The organism is Mycetohabitans sp. B46 (assembly GCF_037389205.1).
Classification (GTDB): Bacteria; Pseudomonadota; Gammaproteobacteria; order Burkholderiales; family Burkholderiaceae; genus Mycetohabitans.
The window spans coordinates 294,966-315,577 of record NZ_JADBGL010000004.1 but is presented as its reverse complement, the minus strand read 5'-3'; the positions used below and the strand labels follow the sequence as shown (position 1 = coordinate 315,577).

Genomic DNA, 20,612 nt, shown 5'->3' with positions numbered 1-20,612 from the left:
CATCTAGACACGGACGCATAGTTAGACACGGACGCATAGTCGCAGCGGAAGTTGCCCTAATTTGGCTGGAAGGGCGTGAAGCGACAGACCACGGCTTGATGAATGACAGCTAGCAGAGCAAACAGCGGCATTGCCCGGACATGATTGCTGTGCACAATGACCAGGATAGTAATTCGTGAACATACAAGACAGTCAAATCCTTTCCGGTTGGAACGATACCTACAAGGCATACCCACTGGACAAGTGCTTACAGCAGTTGATCGAAGAGCAGGTCGAACGCAGTCCGGACGCGGTGGCGGTTCGTTTCGAAGGCCAGGCCTTAAGCTATCGCGAGTTAAACCGGCAGGCCAATCGGTTGGCCCATTACCTACGGGAGCTAGGCATCGGGCCAGATAGTCTGGTGGGCGTTCAGATGGAGCGCTCAGTAGAGCTGATCATCGCGCTGCTGGCGATCATGAAGGCTGGTGGTGCTTATTTGCCGCTGGACCCCGGCTATCCCGATGAGCGACTGGCTTTGATTATTGAGGACGCTGCGGTGACAGTGATGCTGACGCAACAGCGTTTCCGTAGTCGGCTAGCGGGCTACGACGGCGAAGTGCTGTGCTTGGACGATGCTAACCAGCAAGCGTTGTTTGGCGATGAGGGCAATCCTGTGCCAATCAATGGCCCCGATGACCTTGCCTATATCATCTACACATCGGGCTCTACCGGCCGGCCTAAAGGCTGCATGCTGCCGCATAAGGCGATCTGTAATCGTCTGCTGTGGATGCAGCGCCATTATGATGTTGGACCAGCCGATAGGATCTTACAAAAAACGCCCTTTACCTTTGATGTCTCAGTCTGGGAGCTGTTTTTGCCGCTGCTCAGCGGCGCTTGCTTGGTGATGGCCAAGCCGGAAGGTCACAAGGACGCGCATTACCTGGTGGAGGTCATTCAGGCGGAGCAGATCACCATCTGCCATTTTGTGCCTTCGATGCTGCGCTTTTTTCTCAAGCATTCGGCGGTCTCCGAATGCGTGTCGCTGCAAAAGGTATTTGTTAGCGGCGAGGCGCTGACTCACGACTTGTTGCTCCAGTTCCGCCAGCTGTTGAGTGCCGAATTGCACAATTTATATGGTCCAACCGAAGCGGCGGTGGACGTGACCTATTGGCGTGGTGAGCCGCGAGAAGACCAACTCGTGCCAATCGGTCGACCTATCGATAACATCCAGATATATATTCTGGATAGCGAAGCAAAGCCAGTGCCGATCGGGGAAACTGGCGAGTTGTGTATCGGCGGTGTCGGCCTGGCTCGGGGCTATCTCAATCGGCCTGAGTTGACGGCTGAAAAATTTATCCGCGATCCGTTTTCTGATGCGGCCGGCGCCAGACTATACCGCACAGGTGACAAAGCCCGTTTCCTCAGCAATGGCGAGATCGAGCTGCTTGGCCGTTTTGACTCGCAGATCAAGTTGCGAGGCTTTCGCATTGAGCTAGGTGAGATCGAAAGCGCACTGAAAAGCCATCCAGCGATCGACGATGCGGCGGTGCTGGTCAAGGACCCTGATTCAGCGGATCCCAAGCTCGTGGCCTTTGTGGTGGCTCAGGGGCTGGACAAGAAAGCGGTACGGGATTTCGTTAAAGCCCGCTTGCCGGAGTATATGGTGCCCAATCTGGTCAGCTTTATTGATCAGATTCCCGTGACTGCCCACGGCAAAGCGGATCGTAAGGCGCTGCTCACGGGTGACGTGGAGGCGAAGGCTCAACCGCGCAAGCCAGCGATCAATCCGCAGGCGCTGACTGCCTGGCTGCAACAGTATTTTATCGAGGCGCTCGGGATCGATGAACTGGCGGCCGATGACGATCTTTTTGATCAGGGCGCCACCTCCTTTACGTTGGTGCAAGCCGTCCACAGCATCCAGCAGCAGCATCAGGTGACGCTGCCAGTCGATGTGTTTCTGGAGCATCCGACCATCGCTGCGGTGACCGCTTATATTCTTGAGGCTAAAGGCATAACGGCTGACGAGGTGGAGCCACCGACGTTGAGCGCTGCACCGGCTTGCCAATCCACGGTCAGGGGTTTGATTCCGTTAGAAAAGGTCAGCTTTGATCCTCGTGCATACTGGCGACCCGCCAAGGGTTCATCTGCGAATCTCGAACGGCTTGGACGCCTGCTGTCGCTGCTACGAGAGATGCCGCTAGACGGTCAGGGCAAGTACCTTTATTCGTCAGCAGGTGGCTTGAATGCTGTTCAGTGCTATCTGTATGTGGCCGAAGAGCGGATCGACGGCTTGGCAGGCGGCGTCTACTACTATCAACCACAGCTCAACCGCCTGCTGCCCGTTAGCGTACCGGCCAAGCTGGATTCCCAGGCCTTGCCGCCGACGCAGCGCGCGCAGCTGGCCGAGGCTGGCTTTGCATTGTTTCTGATTGCCGAAAATGACGCGATCGCGCCAATCTACAACAAAGCGTCACCCTTCTTACTGGTGCTCGAGGCGGGTTATATTGAGCAGCTATTGTTGTCCCGCCAGCGCGACTTTGATATCGCGCTGTCTCCGGCCTACGGCGTAGATTTTGCGGCGATTGCCGGGTTGTTTAAGTTACGGCCGAGCCACCGGTTTCTGCACTGCCTGATTGAGGGCGTCGCGCCGGCCACCCTGGCTGTGGAAGGTCAAGCACTGAATGATCACTGGCGTCAGTCTGGCCCGCTGTTTGCTGATTTTCTCAGCGAGAAAAATAACGGTTTTGCGTTACCAACCCGGGAGGAATTGGCTCAACTGCACGAAGAACAGCGCCAGATCCGCCATGACTTGCCGGAGCAGGGCGACGGCGTAGTCGAGCTGTGCGCCGAGCCGATTAGCGCTGACGCACTGCGGCTGCGGGCGGCCAAGCGGCAATATTGCGACGGGCCGCTGAATTTAGGCCAGTTGAGCCGACTGTTGAACCTGTTGCGGGCCGATCAGGACAACGGGCAGTTGTACCACGCCGATGCCGGGTTAGCGCTGAAAATTTATTTGCACCTTGCTGAACAAAGCGTACAGCAAGGCTGCCAGGGGGCCTATCTGCCCGCCGGACTATACCGCTACCAGGGCGACAGCCATAGCTTAGTGCAGGTCAGCGACGGCGATCTATCGGCAATCAGCAGTTGCTACACGCCGTTTAACCGTAAGCACGCTCATCAGGCCCGGCTGCGAATTTTTATTGTCGCCGGTCGCTCTACGACTTACGGTGATGAAAGCCGTTATTTCAATTTGCTTCAAGCGGGCAGAATCGGTCAGCTACTGCTAGAAAAGCAGGGTGAATTCGGGATTGGCCTATGCCCGATTGGATCGATGTATTTCAATAAAATCCGCGACGCGTTCGATCTGGATGACGGCGATGAGCTGGTGCACAGCTTTGTGGGCGGCGCGGTGACGCAATCCCTGCCCGTTGGCTGGCCACGGTTGGAAATGCACGGAACGGGTGAATCCGCTCAAGCCGCTCACGCGTCAGCGCATGAGGTCAATGGGCAGGGGGCGACTCAAGGGGTCAATGCGCACTGCAATGACGACGCGATGGCGATCATTGGAATCAGCGGTCGCTATCCCGGCGCCGCGAACCCGGATGAGCTATGGCAAAACTTGAGCGCTGGCCGCGCGAGCATCATTCCATTGAGTCGCGAAGCGCTATGCTACGGCAGCGACGAGGTGAGCGATTCGCCACAGTGGGCAGTGGGTGCACTGGCCGGCAAGCAGCTGTTTGATCCATTGCTGTTCAACATTACGCCGGCGGAGGCGAAAACGCTCGATCCTCAAGAGCGGTTGTTCCTGCAAGCGGTTTGGCACTGTTTGGAAAGTAGCGGCTATACCGCTGCGAGCCTGCGGCAGCAGGCCGAGCGCATTGGCGTGTTTGTCGGCGCAATGTGGGGTGATTACCAGCATCATCGGCCGACTGAACAAGGCGAGCGGGCCACCTCGTTCCTGTCAGCGATCGCCAACCGTGTGTCTTTCTTCAACGATTTCAATGGCCCCAGCGTCGTTTTCGATACCTCGTGTTCATCGACGATGACTGCGTTGCATTTTGCTTGCAACAGTATTCGTCAGGGTGAGTGCCAGGCAGCGATTGTCGGCGGCGTCAACTTGATCAGCCATCCGTCGCACCTCGAGCTGCTGACGTCACTGAAGCTGTTGTCAAACGAGTCTCAATCTTATCCGTTTGGCCGCCATGCCAATGGATGGGTAGCTGGCGAAGGTATCGGCGCGCTGTTGATTAGGCCACTCAAAGACGCCATGCGGGATGGCGATTCAATCCTCGGCGTCATCCGCGCGACGGCGATCAGCCATAGCGGTAAGACTTTCCGTTACGGTGCGCCCAATGCCGATAGCCACGCGCTGTCGATGCGTCGAGTACTACAACAGGCGGGATTGTCCGCTGACGAGATCGGCTATGTCGAGGCCGCGGCCCCCGGCGCCAGCCTAGCGGATGGAGCTGAGTTTGCGGCGATCAGCAACGTGTTTGGCGCGCGCCGCAGCGATGCGCCGTTGCTGGTGGGATCGATCAAAGCCAATATCGGTCATCTCGAATCAGCGTCGGCGCTGTCGCAGATCACCAAAGTGCTGATGCAGCTGAGACACCGGCAGATCGCGCCAACGCTCGGTTGCAATCCGCTCAGCCCGATGATTTGTTTGAGCGACAATCAACTTGCCATCGCCGATCAGCTGAGCGACTGGCGGGGACCGCAGCGCGCGCTCATCAATGCTTTTGGCGCCAGCGGATCGGGTGGTCATCTGATCCTTGAGGCGCCGCCGCAACAGGCCGCTGTACGGCAAGGTGACGGGCCCTGGCTGTTTCCGTTTGCTGCTGCAAGCGGCGAGCAGCTTGATCAATTAGTTGCGGCGTTTGCTGATGATTTGCAAGCTGGACGGTTTGGCGACGCCAGCCTTGGGGATATCAGCTATACCCTGTGTGTCGGCCGAGTCGCGCTCAACCATCGCTTGGCGGTCGTGGCCGCTAGCCGCGACGAGTTGGTGGAGCGACTTCAAGGCAACAATTCGCAGATGCCGCTACGCGGCAGCCTTAAAAAAGCGCCGCAGCCCAGCCGTATTGAAAAGGACCTTCAGGGACTGGATCACCAGGCGTTGACAGCGATTGCCGGCCAATGGGTTGCCGGACAGAGCAGCTTAGCGCAGATCGCCCGGCATCACCATCGCCGAGTGACGTTGACGGCTTATCCGTTTGCGGCCGTCGATTGCCATATTGCTGCGTCGGCAATCAGCGATGGCGCCGAGGTGCTGCGAAACGAGGCGTCGCAGTCAGGAAACGAGGCGTCGCAGCCAGAACAGTCAGAACAAGATGAGGCGCTGCGACGGGCACTGGAAAGCCATATTAAGCGCCATTTCTCAAAGGTATCGGCGATTCCTGAGAGCCACCTCGATTGTGAAGATACCTTCGATCGTTACGGCTTGACGTCGCTCATGATTACCACGCTCAACCAACGTTTGTCCCAGGAGTTTGGTGAGCTGTCGGCGACCTTGTTCTTTGAGTACCAAAGCATTGCTGCACTGGCGGGCTATTTTGTCGCCGAGCATCCGCTGCGCAGCCGGCAATTACTTGGAATGCAGGCGACGCAGCCCCTCCTAGCCACCAGAGCGCAACAGCCACAACGTGTCATGGCAATGCGACGCTACGATCGGGGCGAGCGAAATGAGCCGATCGCTATCATTGGCTTGGCCGGTCGGTTCCCTGGCGCAGCGGATATCGACAGTTTTTGGAACAACCTGAAAAACGGTGTCGATAGTATCAGCGAGATACCCGCCGAGCGTTGGGAGCACAGCCAGTATTACAGCCGCGACCGCAGTGTAAAAGGCAAGATCCACACCAAGTGGGGCGGCTTTATCGACGACATCGATCGTTTTGATCCGCTGTTTTTCAATATTTCGCCGCGCGATGCTGAGCGGATGGATCCTCAAGAGCGGATCTTCCTCGAAACCGCCTGGCGCACGCTCGAAGACGCCGGCTACGATAGAGCCGCACTGCGGCGTCATTACCAGGGTGAAATGGGGGTATTCGTTGGTGTGATGCACGGCGAATACTTGCTGTATACGCGCTCGAGCGCTCCGGACTGCACCGATGATGCGGTCGATTCGTCGTTTGGTTCGATCGCCAATCGCGTGTCTTACGTCTTCGACTGCAACGGTCCAAGTATGGCGGTCGACACCATCTGCTCATCGTCGTTGACGGCGCTGCACTTGGCGGTCGAGAGCCTAAGGCGCGGCGAGTGCCAACTGGCGCTGGCCGGTGGCGTCAACCTGTCATTGCATCCGAACAAATATTTCATTCAGTCCCAGCTGACGATGTCGTCTTCTGACGGTCGCTGCCGCAGCTTTGGCGATGGGGGGGACGGTTTTGTGCCCGGCGAGGGGGTTGGCGCGGTGCTGCTCAAGCCGCTGTCCCGCGCCGAGGCCGACGGCGACAACATCTATGCGGTGATCCGGGCGACCTCAATTAATCATAACGGTAAGACCCATGGCTACACCGTGCCGAGCCCCAATGCGCAGGGCGCCATGATCGCCGATTCGCTCGACAAGGCCGGCATGGATCCACGAGAGCTAAGTTATATCGAGGCCCACGGCACGGGCACAGCGCTTGGCGATCCGATCGAAATCACTGGCCTGCAATTGGGCTTTACTCGGCGCAGCGCGACGCTGGGCAGCGCGATAGCGCCGGCTCAACAATGTGCGGTGGGCTCAGTCAAGTCGAATATTGGGCACTTGGAGTCGGCGGCAGGCATTGCCGGGATCGCGAAGGTGCTATTGCAGCTTAAGCATCGCCAGTTGGCGCCCTCGCTGCATTCAAAGCGCTTGAATCCCAACATCTCCTTTGCCGATTCGCCGTTCTATATCCCTCAGCAGCTGCAGGAATGGCGGCGGCCGGTGTTGAATCTCGATGGCCGGGAGCGAGAGTATCCCCGTGCGGCTTCAGTCTCGTCTTTCGGATCGGGTGGTTCAAACGGGCACGTGATCATTGCTGAGTATATTGCACCGACTCGGGACGACGACGTCGGCGGACAGACAGCGATGATTCCTCTGTCCGCAAGAACGCCAACTCAATTACGACAGCAAGTCGAGCAATTGCATCAGTTCCTGCATCGGACCGGCGCTGAGACTACGCTGCCGCGGCTGGCCGATCTGGCCTTTACGCTGCAGCAGGGCCGGGAGCCGATGGAGTATCGTCTGGCCTTTATCGCCGAGTCGATCGAGCAATTGCAAGACAGGCTGGCGCAAAGCGCCGAGCTACTGGCCAACCAGCCCGAATCGTTCGGCTTCTTTGATGGTATTCATATCGGTCGAGTCAAAGATCATAAGGCGGCCATAGCAGTGCTCGCCCATGATGAGGATATGGCGGCGACCTTGACCGCCTGGGCCAACAAATGCAAATACGATAAGCTGCTGGAGCTGTGGGTCAAAGGGCTGGCGCTTGATTGGACGCTATTTGGGCAGCCGAAGGAGACGGCCAAGCGGATCAGCCTCCCAAGCTACCCCTTTGCTCGCGAACGGATCTGGGTCTCTGGTCAGTCCCACTTCCCATCATTGGGACAGCATAGCGGTGGGGGGCGGTTGCATCCGCTGCTGCACACCAACGTATCGGATCTGTCTCAGCAAAAATTTAGCTCAATATTCGACGGCAGGGAGTTCTTCCTGCGGGATCACCTGATCCGTGACCACAAGGTGCTGCCAGGCGTCACTTACCTTGAAATGGCGCGTGAGGCAATCATCCGCTCGTTGGGAGAGCGGGCGCCCACCGGCGTGCTGAGCTTGCGCAATCTGGTGTGGTCGCAGCCGGTCATGCTCAGCAAGCAAAGCGACGACTCGGTTGAAGTCGAGATCCGTATCAACAGTCTTGACGAGCATCGGCTGACCTTCGACATTCTCGAGCGCAAGCAGCAGGCGGTATGCTGCCAGGGCGAAGCGGCTTTTGTTCAGGATGCTGGCGAACCGGCAGAATCGTTGACTTCGCTACAAGCGGCGATCGGCGGCCATATGCTTGACGCTGATGCGTTGTACCGGCTGTTCGACAGCATGCAGATCTACTATGGCCCGTGGCACCGATCGGTGAAAGCGCTGCAGATCGATGGGGGCCAAGTGCTGGCGCGGATTGAATTGCCGCAAGCGCTGACCTCGGATCACGAGCGACTTGTTTTACATCCCAGCCTCATGGATGGTGCCTTGCAGGCAACCGTAGGCTTACTCGTTGCGGATCAGCTCGAACAAGGGTTGACGCCGCAACTGAAGCATACCTGGGTGCCTTTTGCGTTGGCGCAATTGCAGTTGAGCGGCGCTGAGCTGGGCGATCAGATCTGGGCTTGGGTGCGCCCTTGCACCGAGCATACTGAAGCGGGACAGTCGACATTTAATATCGATATTTATAATCAACGGGGCCAACATTGCGCCGCGCTGCGTGAATTTGCGCTACGGGTCATGAAAAAGCCGTCACCGCTGGAAGTGATGCTTGAAGATCGGCCCCATAGCGACTGCTATCTGGTGGAAAAGTGGCAACGTTTTTGTCCCCAAGACCTGATCCCGCCTACCGGCCGGCTGCTGCTGGTTGGCAATGATCCTCAGGGCCACAAACAGCTGACTGACCGTTATCCGCAAGCTGTTTCACTGTTGTTGGATGGCAGTGAATCTATTGAGCAGCTGACTGAACGGCTGCGCGAAGTGGGGCCCATTGAGCATCTAATATGGCTGGCGCCGACAACGCTGGTGCAGCAGGAGAATCTTGACGGCATGATCCGTGCCCAACAGCGTGGCGTGTTGGGCTGCTTCCGCTTGATTAAGGCGCTGCTGGCGTTGGCGCTGGATCAGCAGCCGCTGACCTGGACGGTGATGACTCGAGGGGTGCTGACCGTATTCGACGAGGCTGACAGTAGCCACCCCGCTGTGACCGGGCCGGTGGCGCCGGCTCATGCTAGCGTGCACGGACTGATCGGCGTCATGGCCAAGGAATACAGTCACTGGCGGGTGCGGCTGGTGGATCTGCCGGCAGGCGACGGTTGGCCCACGGTGGATCCGCTGTCATTGCCTACCCATCCTCGTGGCGATGCGCTGGCCTGCCGCAACGATGTCTGGTACCGCCAATATCTTGCGCCTTACCTGCCGCTATCGGAAGGGGACGCAACAGAGGCGGCCGCGCAGCTCGGCGAGGTAGACAGTCTCTATCGCGAGGGGGGCGTGTACCTGGTGATTGGCGGCGCCGGTGGTATCGGCCGGTTGTGGAGCGAGTATCTGATCCGCACTCGACGGGCGCAAATCATCTGGCTGGGGCGTCGCGAGCAGAACAACGACATTGACCAGGCGATCGCCGAGCTTGCCAAGCTGGGACCCGCGCCGCGCTATATCCGTGCCGATGCCAGCAATCATGCCGCACTACGACAAGCGGTGGCGCAGATCTGCACCGAGTATGGCAGGATCCATGGCGTGATCCATGCCGCCATCCAGCTTCAGGATCAAAGTCTGGCGCGGATGGACGAGCAAAGATTTACCACCGGCTTGGCCCCTAAGGTGGATGTCTGCGTCCGTCTGGCTGAGATGTTTGCGCACCAGCCGCTGGACTTCATGCTGTTTTTCTCGTCGTTGCAAAGCTTTACCAAGTCAGCCGGGCAGAGCAACTACGCCGCCGGCTGTACCTTCAAAAACGCCTTTGGCCATTATCTTGCCAAGCAGTGTTCCTACCCGGTCAAAGTGATCAACTGGGGCTACTGGGGGCATGTGGGCTCGGTGGCTAGCGAAGACTATCGCCGAAGGATGGCTGAGGTCGGTCTCGGTTCGATCGAGGGCGAGCAGGCGATGGTGGCGCTGGACAGGCTGCTGGCCGGGCCGCTTTCCCAGCTAACGTTCTTGCGGACCTCGCAGCGGCTCAGCGATACGTTCAGCCACCTGGCGCTGCCCACCCATCCGGCTGGGCCTTTTGGCGAGTATGGCCAGAGGCTGACGCAAGCCTATCCGTCGCTGATTGCCCGGATAAAAAACCATCTGGTTGTGGACAACAACGCGATTCGGACGGTGATGCAGCAAATGCAAGCCCGGAAGGCGGCCATCGACGCGTTGCAAAGCCGCTTGCTGTACGCCCAGCTGCAGCAACTGGGCTGGTTTAGTGACGAGCACGAAATCATCGAGCAGATGAAGCAACGCAGCGGTCTGCTGCCGATGTATGACCGCTGGATCGATAAGAGCCTTGCAGAGCTGGCGCAGCGTGGCTACCTGTCGATGGAGGGCGATCATTGTCCGACCGCCTATCGCGTGGTCCATCCTCAGCCGCTGGCAGTGGCATCCCTATGGAGCGAATGGGAGGCGCAAAAGCCAGAATGGCTAGAACACGCCAGTCTGAAAGCTGAGGTGATCCTTGCCGAGGCCACCCTGCGGGTGCTGCCAGCGATCCTCAATGGTCGGATCATGGCCACGGACATCATGTTCCCCGACTCATCGATGGCCATGGTCGAGGGGATCTACAAGCATAATCCGGTGTCCGATTTTTTCAACGAAGTGATGCTCAACGCGATGGTTGAGTTTGTCAGGGGACGGCTGGAACAGGCGCCGCAGACGCCAATCCGTATTTTGGAGATTGGCGCTGGCACCGGTGGCACCAGTGCACGGGCGTTTGAAAAACTTCGGCCTTACCAGCGGCACATCGCAGAATATTGCTACACCGATGTATCGCAGGCATTTCTCATGCATGCACGGCAAACGTACGGGCCGGAAAATCCGTACCTGAGCTATCAGCTTTTCAACGTTGACAAGCCTTTGGCTGAGCAAGGCATCAAGCTTGGCCATTATGATCTGGTGATGGCCACCAATGTCCTGCACGCGACGCAGGATCTACGGCGGACAATGAAAAACGCCAAGGCAGCGTTGAAGCACAACGGCCTGGTGATGATCAACGAGATTTGTCGCAACGGCCTGTTTACCCACTTGACCTTCGGCTTGCTCAAGGGATGGTGGTTATTTGACGATCAGGATTTGCGCTTGCCTGGTGGACCTGCGCTCGCCCCCAAACAGTGGAAGCAGGTGCTGGAGAGCGAAGGCTACAGGCAGGTCTATTATCCGGCGTTGGCTGACCACGACCTCGGTCAGCAAATCGTGATTGCTGAGAGCAACGGCGTCATCTGGCAAGATCGGCACAACGATGTGGAACCGACCAAGGTGGCACCCAAGGGCCTGACGGTGCGAGCGGCCCCCGCTTCGCGGCCCCCGCAGCGGATCGTCAACACGGTGTCGGTGGGCGAGGTCACTGCGCAGGCGCTAAAAGACCAGACGGTGCACTATCTCAAGCAGATGATCGGCGGGCTGTTCAAAATCCGGCCCGAGCAGATCGATGCCGGGGAGCCGCTCGAGACGTATGGCATCGATTCGATCCTGGTGGTGCAGCTGACCAACCTGCTGCGTGACAAGCTGTCGGGGATCAGCAGCACACTGTTCTTCGAATACCAGACCATCGACGCGCTTGCGGATCATTTTGTTGGATCACAAAAAGATCAGCTTAAGGCCATGCTGGGGCTGGATAAGGCGCCGGTGGTTGAACAGCCCGTGTCGGTGGATCCAGCCTCGACTCATCCGGTCAATACGCTAGTCAAGCTCGCAGCTGGACACCGCTTTGCCGCCAAGACGCCCGACAGCGCGCCAAAGGGCCAGTGTGGCACTGAAGTCGCGATCATCGGCCTGGCGGGACGCTACGCGCATTCCGATAATGTCCAGGCGCTGTGGCAGTGCTTAAAAAATGGCGAGAACTGTATTGATGAAGTGCCGGCGGATCGCTGGGACTGGCGTCAATACTTCGATCAAACGCCAGGCAAAAAAGGCGGCATGTATACCCGCTGGGGCGGTTTCATTCGAGAAATCGACAAATTTGATCCGTTGTTTTTCCATATCTCGCCCCATGAGGCGCAGAAGATGGATCCCCAAGAGCGGCTCTTCTTGGAAGAGGCCTATCACTGCATCAGCGATGCGGGCTATACCCCGGGTCGTTTGGCTGAACGGCATCGGGTGGGCGTGTTTGTCGGCGTGATGAACGGAACCTACACTCATCAGTCCAGTTATTGGTCGGTCGCCAACCGGGTGTCTTATCAGTTCAATTTCCAAGGACCGAGCATGGCGGTGGATACCGCCTGCTCCTCATCCATCACCGCGATTCATCTGGCGCTGGAAAGCTTGCACAGCGGCGTGAGCGACTGCGTGCTGGTCGGTGGGGTCAACCTGGTGATCGATCCTGTGCACTACCTGCGTCTGACCGAGATGAAAATGCTATCGTCAGGCAAGCAGTGCAAGGCGTTTGGGGCGGATGCCGACGGTTTTGTCGCCGGCGAGGGCGTAGGTGCGCTGCTGCTCAAGCCGTTGGCTCAAGCGGAGGCAGACGGCGATCGGATTTACGGCGTGATCAAAGGCAGCATGATCAATGCCGGCGGTAAGACCAACGGCTATACCGTGCCTAACCCATTGGCCCAGAGCCGACTGGTGGCCGATTCGCTGGCCAGGGCCGGCGTTGATGCTAGGGCGGTAAGCTATGTTGAAGCCCACGGCACCGGCACATCGCTGGGGGATCCGATTGAGATTGCGGGGCTGACCAGGGCGTTTAATAGTGGCGCCGAGACGGCAGCTAAACAGTACTGTGCGATTGGCTCAATCAAGTCCAATATCGGCCATTGTGAAAGTGCTGCCGGCATTGCGGGCATCACCAAGGTGCTGCTGCAGCTCAAGCACCGCCAACTGGCTCCGTCGCTGCACGCCGGTGAACTCAATCCAGAGATTGATTTCGCTAACACTCCGTTTGTGGTGCAGCAGTCGCTGGCTGACTGGCATCGGCCCGAGGTCATGATCAATGGCAGCCGTCAGCCATTCAAGCGAATTGCGACGGTGTCATCCTTCGGTGCGGGTGGCGCCAACGCGCACGTAGTGATCGAAGAATACGAAGATCATCGGCCGCGTCCGGTGATTGTCGTCAACGAGCAGCAGCCAGCGATCATTCCGTTATCGGCCAAGACACAGGCTCAGCTTTTGCAGCAGGCTAGCCTGCTGCTGCACGCACTGGAGCAGGACGAGCTGGTTGACGCCGATTTGCCGGCACTGGCCTATACGCTGCAGGTCGGTCGCGAGGCGATGGAGTATCGGCTAGGGTGGCTGGCTCAATCACTCGCCCATTTGAAGACCCAACTGCAAGATTTTATTGATCATCCGTCTACAGCTGCTTGCTATAGCGGTCGGGTCAAGGATCACGACAAGGCGCTGTCGCTGTTGGCTGGTGCAGACAAACAAAGTGCCCTAGCTAACTGGATTGACCGTGGCCAGCCTGAAAAATTGCTCGAGGCTTGGGTCAACGGTTTAACGCTGGATTGGCGCTTGATGTACCCACAGGGCACGCCGACGCCCATTAGCTTGCCGGGTTATCCGTTTGCCCGTGAGCGCTACTGGCACAACAATGAGCCGGCGCAAGCGTTAGCGACGAGCGAGGCGCGACTTCATCCACTCTTGCACCGCAACGTCTCTGACCTACGCGGCTTGCGTTACCTCAGCCGGTTTAGTGGCCAGGAGAGCTTCCTGTCCGAACACCGAATCAACGGTCGCGGCATTTTGCCGGGGGCGGCGATGATCGGAATGATCGAGGCGGCGCTCACTGACGCATTGGAGGGTGCACAGCCTGTGGGCACGGCACGGGTTATCCGTGATCTGTCCTGGTATCAGCCCTTCAGTGTGGACGCGTCCAACCATGGCGAGCTATTCGTTGAATTGGCGGCGCAGCCGGATGGCGACTGCCCAATCGGGATTTACTCGTATGATCCTGCCGGGCAGCTGCAACTGCATTGCCGAGCGGTGGCTGGGACCGCCGTGGTGCAACCGGCCAACCTTGACTTCATGGCCGCTAACGCTCGCCCGATGGATGTCGAGGCTTGCTACCAGCGTTTCACCGCCATGGGCATCGAATATGGCACAAGCCATCGCAGGATCCAGTCGCTGCTGCGCCACGGGGATCAAGCACTGGCTTGGGTTGCGCTGGAAGATGCTGCGGTGAGCGACGGTTACGCTATTCATCCTGGGCTGCTGGATGCCGCGATGCAAGCGGTCATGGCATTATTGTTTGATGAACTCGGCGAGCAACCACCGTTGCTGCTGCCCGAAGGGCTGGCTGAATGTGTGCTATTTGACGACTGCCCGGCAACACTGCAAGTCCAGATTCGCAGTGCTGGGCGCACACCAGGTAGCTATCGCTTTGATCTGGCGCTGTTTGACAAACACGGCCGATGCTATGCGACCATCCGTCAGTTGTCGTTCAAAACATTGTCTGCTGACAATGATGTGACCAGCGAAGCCCTGCTTTGCCACCGGCAATGGCGTGAGGCTGCGCTCGCTTCGGCCAAGGATGCGCCGGTGATGTCCCATCTGGTGCTGACGCTGGGCCACCATCCAGCCTTTGCCAGCCTGCCGGAGCAGTTGCAAGCGCATCAAATCTCCAGCCTGGCGATGCCCAGTGACGATTATCAGCAGGCGGCGCTGGCTCTGGCCGGACACCTCAAACCACTGCTTCGCACTGAGCGCCGCTGCATGGTTCAACTGGTCATCCCGGCAAACGATCAGCAAGGTTATCGCGGCCTGGCCGGCCTGTTGTACAGCGCCAGCCGGGAGCAGCCGGCGCTGACTGGTCAGTTAATCGAAGTGTCGCCCGGGCTCGATGCGTCACAAGTAGCGTGGCAACTGGCGGCCGAACGGGCTGTACCGGGTGAGCGCCAGCTGCGTTATCTGTCCGAGGCTGGCAAGCTACGGCGCCAAGCGCTAGCCTGGCACCACCGGCCATTGAGTCATAGCCCTGCGCCCTGGCGGCCGGACGGCGTCTATCTGATTACCGGAGGCCTGGGCGGCGTTGGGATGATCCTCGCGCGGGCGATCCTGGACGCTGCGCCGAGCGCGAGCGTGGTGCTGTGCGGCCGTACCGAGGCTAACGCGCCATCGGTCGCCGACAAGCTGGCGCAACTGGGCGCACGTTGTCACTACCGCGCTGTGGATCTGGCACAGGCAGATCAGGTGGAGCGCTTGATCGCTGGAATCATGATGGAACACGGCGGATTACATGGCATGATCCATTGCGCCGGGCTCACTCGTGACACGCTGTTGGCGCACAAAACGCAGCAGGACTTCGAAGACGTATTCGCCGCTAAGGTAGCGGGCGTGCGCCACCTCGACCAGTGCAGCGCTGCGGTGGCACTGGACTTCTTTGTGCTTTGTTCATCCATCGCCAGCGTACTGGGCAACGCCGGGCAGAGTGATTACGCGGCGGCGAACGGCTATCTCGATGCCTTTGCCGGTCTTCGCAATCAACAGGTCGCGGCGGGACAGCGCCATGGCCGCACCGTGGCCATCAACTGGCCGCTGTGGCTCGAAGGCGGCATGCGAATGGACGATGCCGCTCGGCGTGCGCTGGCACAACGCACTGGCATCAAGGCGATGACCGGTACAACGGGTATTCAGGCGCTATACCAGGCGCTGCACAGCGATGAAGATCAGTTGATGGTACTGGCAGGCGACAAAGACAGGCTGGTCGCGCTGCTGAGCCGTGAACCGATGCCTGCCAGTCCAGCCATCACAGCGGTTGATGGCGACGATGTATTAACTGGATTGCGCCGGTTATTCGCCAACACGATCAAGATCGCTGAGTCGCGGCTTGACAACGACGAGCCGTTTGAAAAATACGGCATTGACTCGCTGATGGTCATGGACATGACGGCGGCGCTGGAGAAACGCTTTGGGCCGCTGCCGAAGACGTTGTTTTTTGAATATCCCAGCTTGCAAAGCTTGGCGGATCATTTAGTCGCGCGGCTGCCGCAAAAGCCAGCTGTCAGTCAAGCCGCGCCCGCTGCGGATGACTCGTTGATCGCGCAACTGAGAGCGATGCTGGCGGGCACTTTGGGGATTGCGCTGGAACAGATCGATGATGCGCAGTGCTTCGATCAATATGGCCTTGACTCGCTGATGATCATGGAGATGACCAGCGTGCTCGAAAAACGTTTTGGCGCTTTACCGCGTACGCTATTATTTGAATACTCCAGCTTGCAGCAACTGGCGCACTATTTGACAAACCGGCCGCTTGAGCCGAAGGATACGATGGCGGTGGCCCCGACTGACGAACAAAAGCCGCTGGCAACGCTAGCTTCCGGAGGCCAGGGCGCTCCGTACCGCCGGCTGTTCGACAGCGTGGCGAATACGGCACGCCTCCCTGCCCAGCAAAGCCTGCAACGTAGCCAGTCCAATCTTCAGCGCAGGGACGATATTGCGATCATCGGTGTGGCGGGGCGCTATCCCGAGGCGGACAATCTGGAGGCCTTCTGGCAGAATCTACGCCAAGGCAAAAACAGCATCAGCGAAGTGCCGGCCGAGCGCTGGGACTGGCGCGAGTACTACAGCGAAAATCGTAGCGAAAGTGGCGTGCACAACAGTAAGTGGGGCGGATTCATTGACGGCGTCGATCAATTTGATCCACTGTTTTTCAATATTTCGCCGCTGGAAGCTGAACTGATTGACCCCCAGGAGCGGCTATTTTTGCAGACCGCCTGGTCGGCGATGGAAGACGCCGGTTACAGCCGCCGCATCGGGGGCGAGCAAATCGAGGAGAGCGCGCAAGTTGGCGTATACGTCGGCGTCATGTACGGTGAATACCAGCTATTCGGTGCTGAAGCCAGCCTGCAAGGCCAGCGTATGGGCTTTGCTGGCTGCACCGCCAGTATCGCCAACCGGACCTCGTTCTGCCTGAATCTGCAGGGCCCGAGCATGACGGTTGACTCAATGTGCTCCAGCTCGCTGACGGCCATTCACCTTGCCTGTCAGGACTTGCGTCATGGCCGCACCTCGATGGCCATTGCCGGGGGCGTCAACCTGACGATTCATCCCAACAAGTACCTGATGCTGAGCAGCGGTCAGTTCATCTCGAACCAGGGCCATTGCGCTAGCTTCGGTGAAGGCGGTGATGGCTATGTGCCAGGCGAGGGGGTGGGCGCAGTCATCTTGAAGCGACTGGCCGATGCGCAGCGCGATGGCGATCACATCTATGGGGTGATCAAAGGCAGTTACCTTAACCACGGTGGCAAGAGCACCGGTTACAGCGTGCCCAATCCACGGGCGCAGCAGGCAGCGATCAGCGGCGCGTTGCAGGACGCTGGCGTCGATCCGGCAATCGTCAGCTATATCGAGGCCCACGGCACGGGCACTAAGCTGGGCGATCCGATCGAAATCGCTGGCCTGGCCAACGCGTTAGGAACACGCAAACCCGAGCAGACTTGTTGGTTAGGCTCGGTCAAGTCGAATATCGGTCACTGTGAAGCGGCGGCTGGGATCGCTGGGTTGACCAAGGTGCTGCTGCAGTTGAAACACCGGCAAATTGCGCCGTCGCTGCATTCACAACAACTCAACCCCTTTATTGACTTTGCGGCAACGCCCTTCGAGGTCAACCAGCAACTGCGAGCGTGGCCGCAGCCGTTGCTAAATGGTCAGCCTGTACCACGGATCGCTGGCATTTCCTCGTTTGGCGCTGGCGGCTCCAATGGCCATTTGATCATTGCGGAGTACAGTCAAGCCCAGCCTGTGCTTGACGATAGCGGCAAGCCCGAAATGATTCTGCTGTCGGCCCGAGAACCCGAGCAGCTGCGGCAGATCGCCAGCCGTTTGCTGGCCAGGCTCGAGCATTCGCAAGCTACAGATAACCTGGCGGCCATTGCCTATACGCTGCAAGTGGGCCGGGAAGCGATGGAGCATCGCGCAGCGTTCATCACCAGCGAGAGGGCAAGCTTGCTCGATGCATTACGTCGCCTGTCAGACGGCGACAGTCGTGGCTGGGTTTGCGGCGACGCGAGCACGACCAGCGAGCGGGTTGAACAGTTTAAAGCCCGTTTTCAGGCGCAGTGGCGTGAGCAGTTGGCTAGGCTCTTTAAGGACGGTGAACAACAGTCGTTGCTGCAGTTGTGGAGCGAGGGCCTGCCCATCGATTGGGCAGCGCTATGGGCTGCCAGCGGTGAACAACGCCAGCGAATCAGCTTGCCGAGTTATCCGTTCGCCACCCGTCGTTGCTGGGTGTCCACAGGAGCCCAACCATTATCGTCATCGACGCCGCCTATGCGGTTGCACCCGTTAGTGCATCAAAACTGCTCGAAATTTGATCAACAGCAATTTGTGACTGAATTCAGCGGTAACGAACCTTGGCTGAAGGATCACAAGGTGAGTGGGCGTCAAACCCTACCCGGTGTCGCGTATTTAGAAATGATTCGGGTAGCGGTGATGCACTCGCTGGCCTACGGCAAAGCAGACGCTATGGTGATTGAGCAGCTGCACTGGTTAGCGCCGTTGACGGTGGCGTCCGATCCGCGCCGCATGCAGATCAGCTTGGCGCGTGTGGATGAACGGATCCGTGTCAAATTATTCACCGATGAGGGTGACTCATCCGTGCTGCATGGCCAGGCCACCGCGATAACCGGCGTATCGCTTCATGAAGATCCATTGGATCTGGCGTATTGGCGGGGCCTGAACTGGCGACTGCGGCTTGATCGCGATGAAGTGTATCGTCTCTTTAGTGAGATGGGCATAGATTACGGCGACAGCCATCGCGGAATCCGCCAGTTGATGGTTGCGCAGCGGGGCGGCCGGCGTGATGTGCTGGCGGAGTTGGAGCTTGACGGGGCCTCGCTTGGCACAGCCGATGACTGGTGGCTGAATGTGGGGATCACTGACAGCGCACTGCAGGCGGCGATCGGCATGCTATTGCCGCTCGACGGCAGTGTGGCGGGTTGGACGTCGCCTTTAATGCCCTTTGCGCTGGAGCGGCTGGAGATCCTTGCGCCTTGTCGTCAGCGGATGTGGGCGCTGCTGCATAGAGACGACGCAGATAACGCCGCCGGCAAAATGGATATTGATCTTTGCGACGATCAAGGACAAATCTGCGTACGGTTTTTGGGCTTAAGGTCAAGACACCTGCCTGCAGGTTCAAGACCGCCAAGCGCGGCGCTCGAGCAGGCCAAGCCATTTGTCTCCCAGCCGCAGCAGGAAGCGCGCCATTTGCTGGCGCCGATCTGGTCGGTGGTCAACGGTGCAGTTGCTGAGCGGCGTCAACGGCAGGGCGCGGTGCTGATTTTCGGCGCGACTCCGGCGCGGCGCCAGGCGTTGGCCGAGTTGTATCCCGGCGCTGCGTTGGCGCTGAACGCGCCCGACTCGGAGGCCGACTATCAGGCCGCACTGAACACCCCATCGAAGCTCGCCGAGGTAATTTGGTTGGCGCCACCAAGCGATGACCACTGTGCCAGCGCGTCGGAACTGGTTGCCGCACAACAGCACGGCGTACTGTCGCTGTTCAGATTGATCAAGGCGCTGCTGAGCCTGGGTTACGGTCGCCAGCCTCTATGCTTGACATTGATCACCGAGCAGGCGATTAACACGCTGCCTAGCGAGGCTTGCCGACCAGCGCACGCTGCGGTGCATGGATTGGCTGGCTCGTTAGCCAAGGAATATCCGCACTGGCGAGTGCAACTCGCGGATCTGCCCAACGAACAGTTGGCCCCTCTGGCCCATGCGCCATTTGATCACGTGGCTTCAGGTGAATTACTGGCGCTGCGCCAGGATCAGTGGTGGTTCCGAAAGCTGGCCCAGGTGACGGTTGATGCGCCGCCCGCCGCGCAGCAGCCCGCCTATCGCAACGGTGGCGTCTACCTGGTGATCGGCGGCGCGGGAGGGATCGGCGCAGTGTGGAGCCGCCATGTCATCAGCCGCCATCGCGCTAGGGTGATCTGGATCGGTCGCCGATCGCCGGATCAACAGCTTAAAGCCAAGCTCGATGAGCTGACTGCCTTTAGTCTTCGCCACCACGCTCCGGCGCCTGTGTACCTCCAGGCCGATGCTGCAAACGAGCAGCAACTGGCCGAGGTACGGCGACAAATTATCGAGCGCTTTGGTGAAATCAACGGTGTGGTGCATTCGGCAATCGTGCTGAAGGACCAAAGCCTGGCCAATATGGATGAACAGACCTTTACCCGTGTGCTAAACGCCAAGGTCGCGACCAGCGTTGCACTGGCTCGGACTTTCGAGTCAAGCGCCGCTTCACTGGATTTCGTTCTGTTCTTCTCGTCGATGATGTCCTTTAGCACAGCCGCTGGCCAAAGCAATTATGCTGCCGGCTGCACGTTTGCCGATGCTTTTGCTGACCGGCTCAGAGCCGATTGGCCCTGCCCGGTCAAAGTGATCAATTGGGGCTATTGGGGGAGTGTCGGCTCAGTGAGTGATGTCCGTTACCGTGAGCGGATGAGCGCGCTGGGATTGGGCTCGATTGAGCCGGAGGAAGGCATGCTGGTATTGGAGCAATTGCTGAGCGGCATGATGAATCAATTGGCGTTGTTAAAAACCCTTCAAAGTGAAGAGATCGACGGTCTCGACAGTTTGGCTGGACTGCTCAGCCACGAGCAAATCAAGCTTTATCCCGATAACCACGGCAGTATGGCGATGATGCAGAATCGGCTAGCGGACAGGCTGGCAGCGTTAGCGCCGCCGGCTGGTGCAAGCCAGCCTCCCTCCGGTGTTCCCGGCGCGCTCGAGTGCGTATGATGCAACACCTTGACATCGCAACCATTAAGAGACAGCAGAC

At 58.8% G+C, this 20,612-nt stretch carries 1 protein-coding gene; it reads left to right on the top strand.

Going from position 1 to position 20,612, the window contains the following annotated elements:
- Positions 1-175: 175 nt before the first annotated feature.
- On the top strand, positions 176-20,572 hold the full coding sequence (locus IHE30_RS06685) for an amino acid adenylation domain-containing protein (RefSeq protein ID WP_337689600.1): 20,397 nt from the start codon (positions 176-178) through the stop codon (positions 20,570-20,572).
- Positions 20,573-20,612 lie beyond the last annotated feature (40 nt).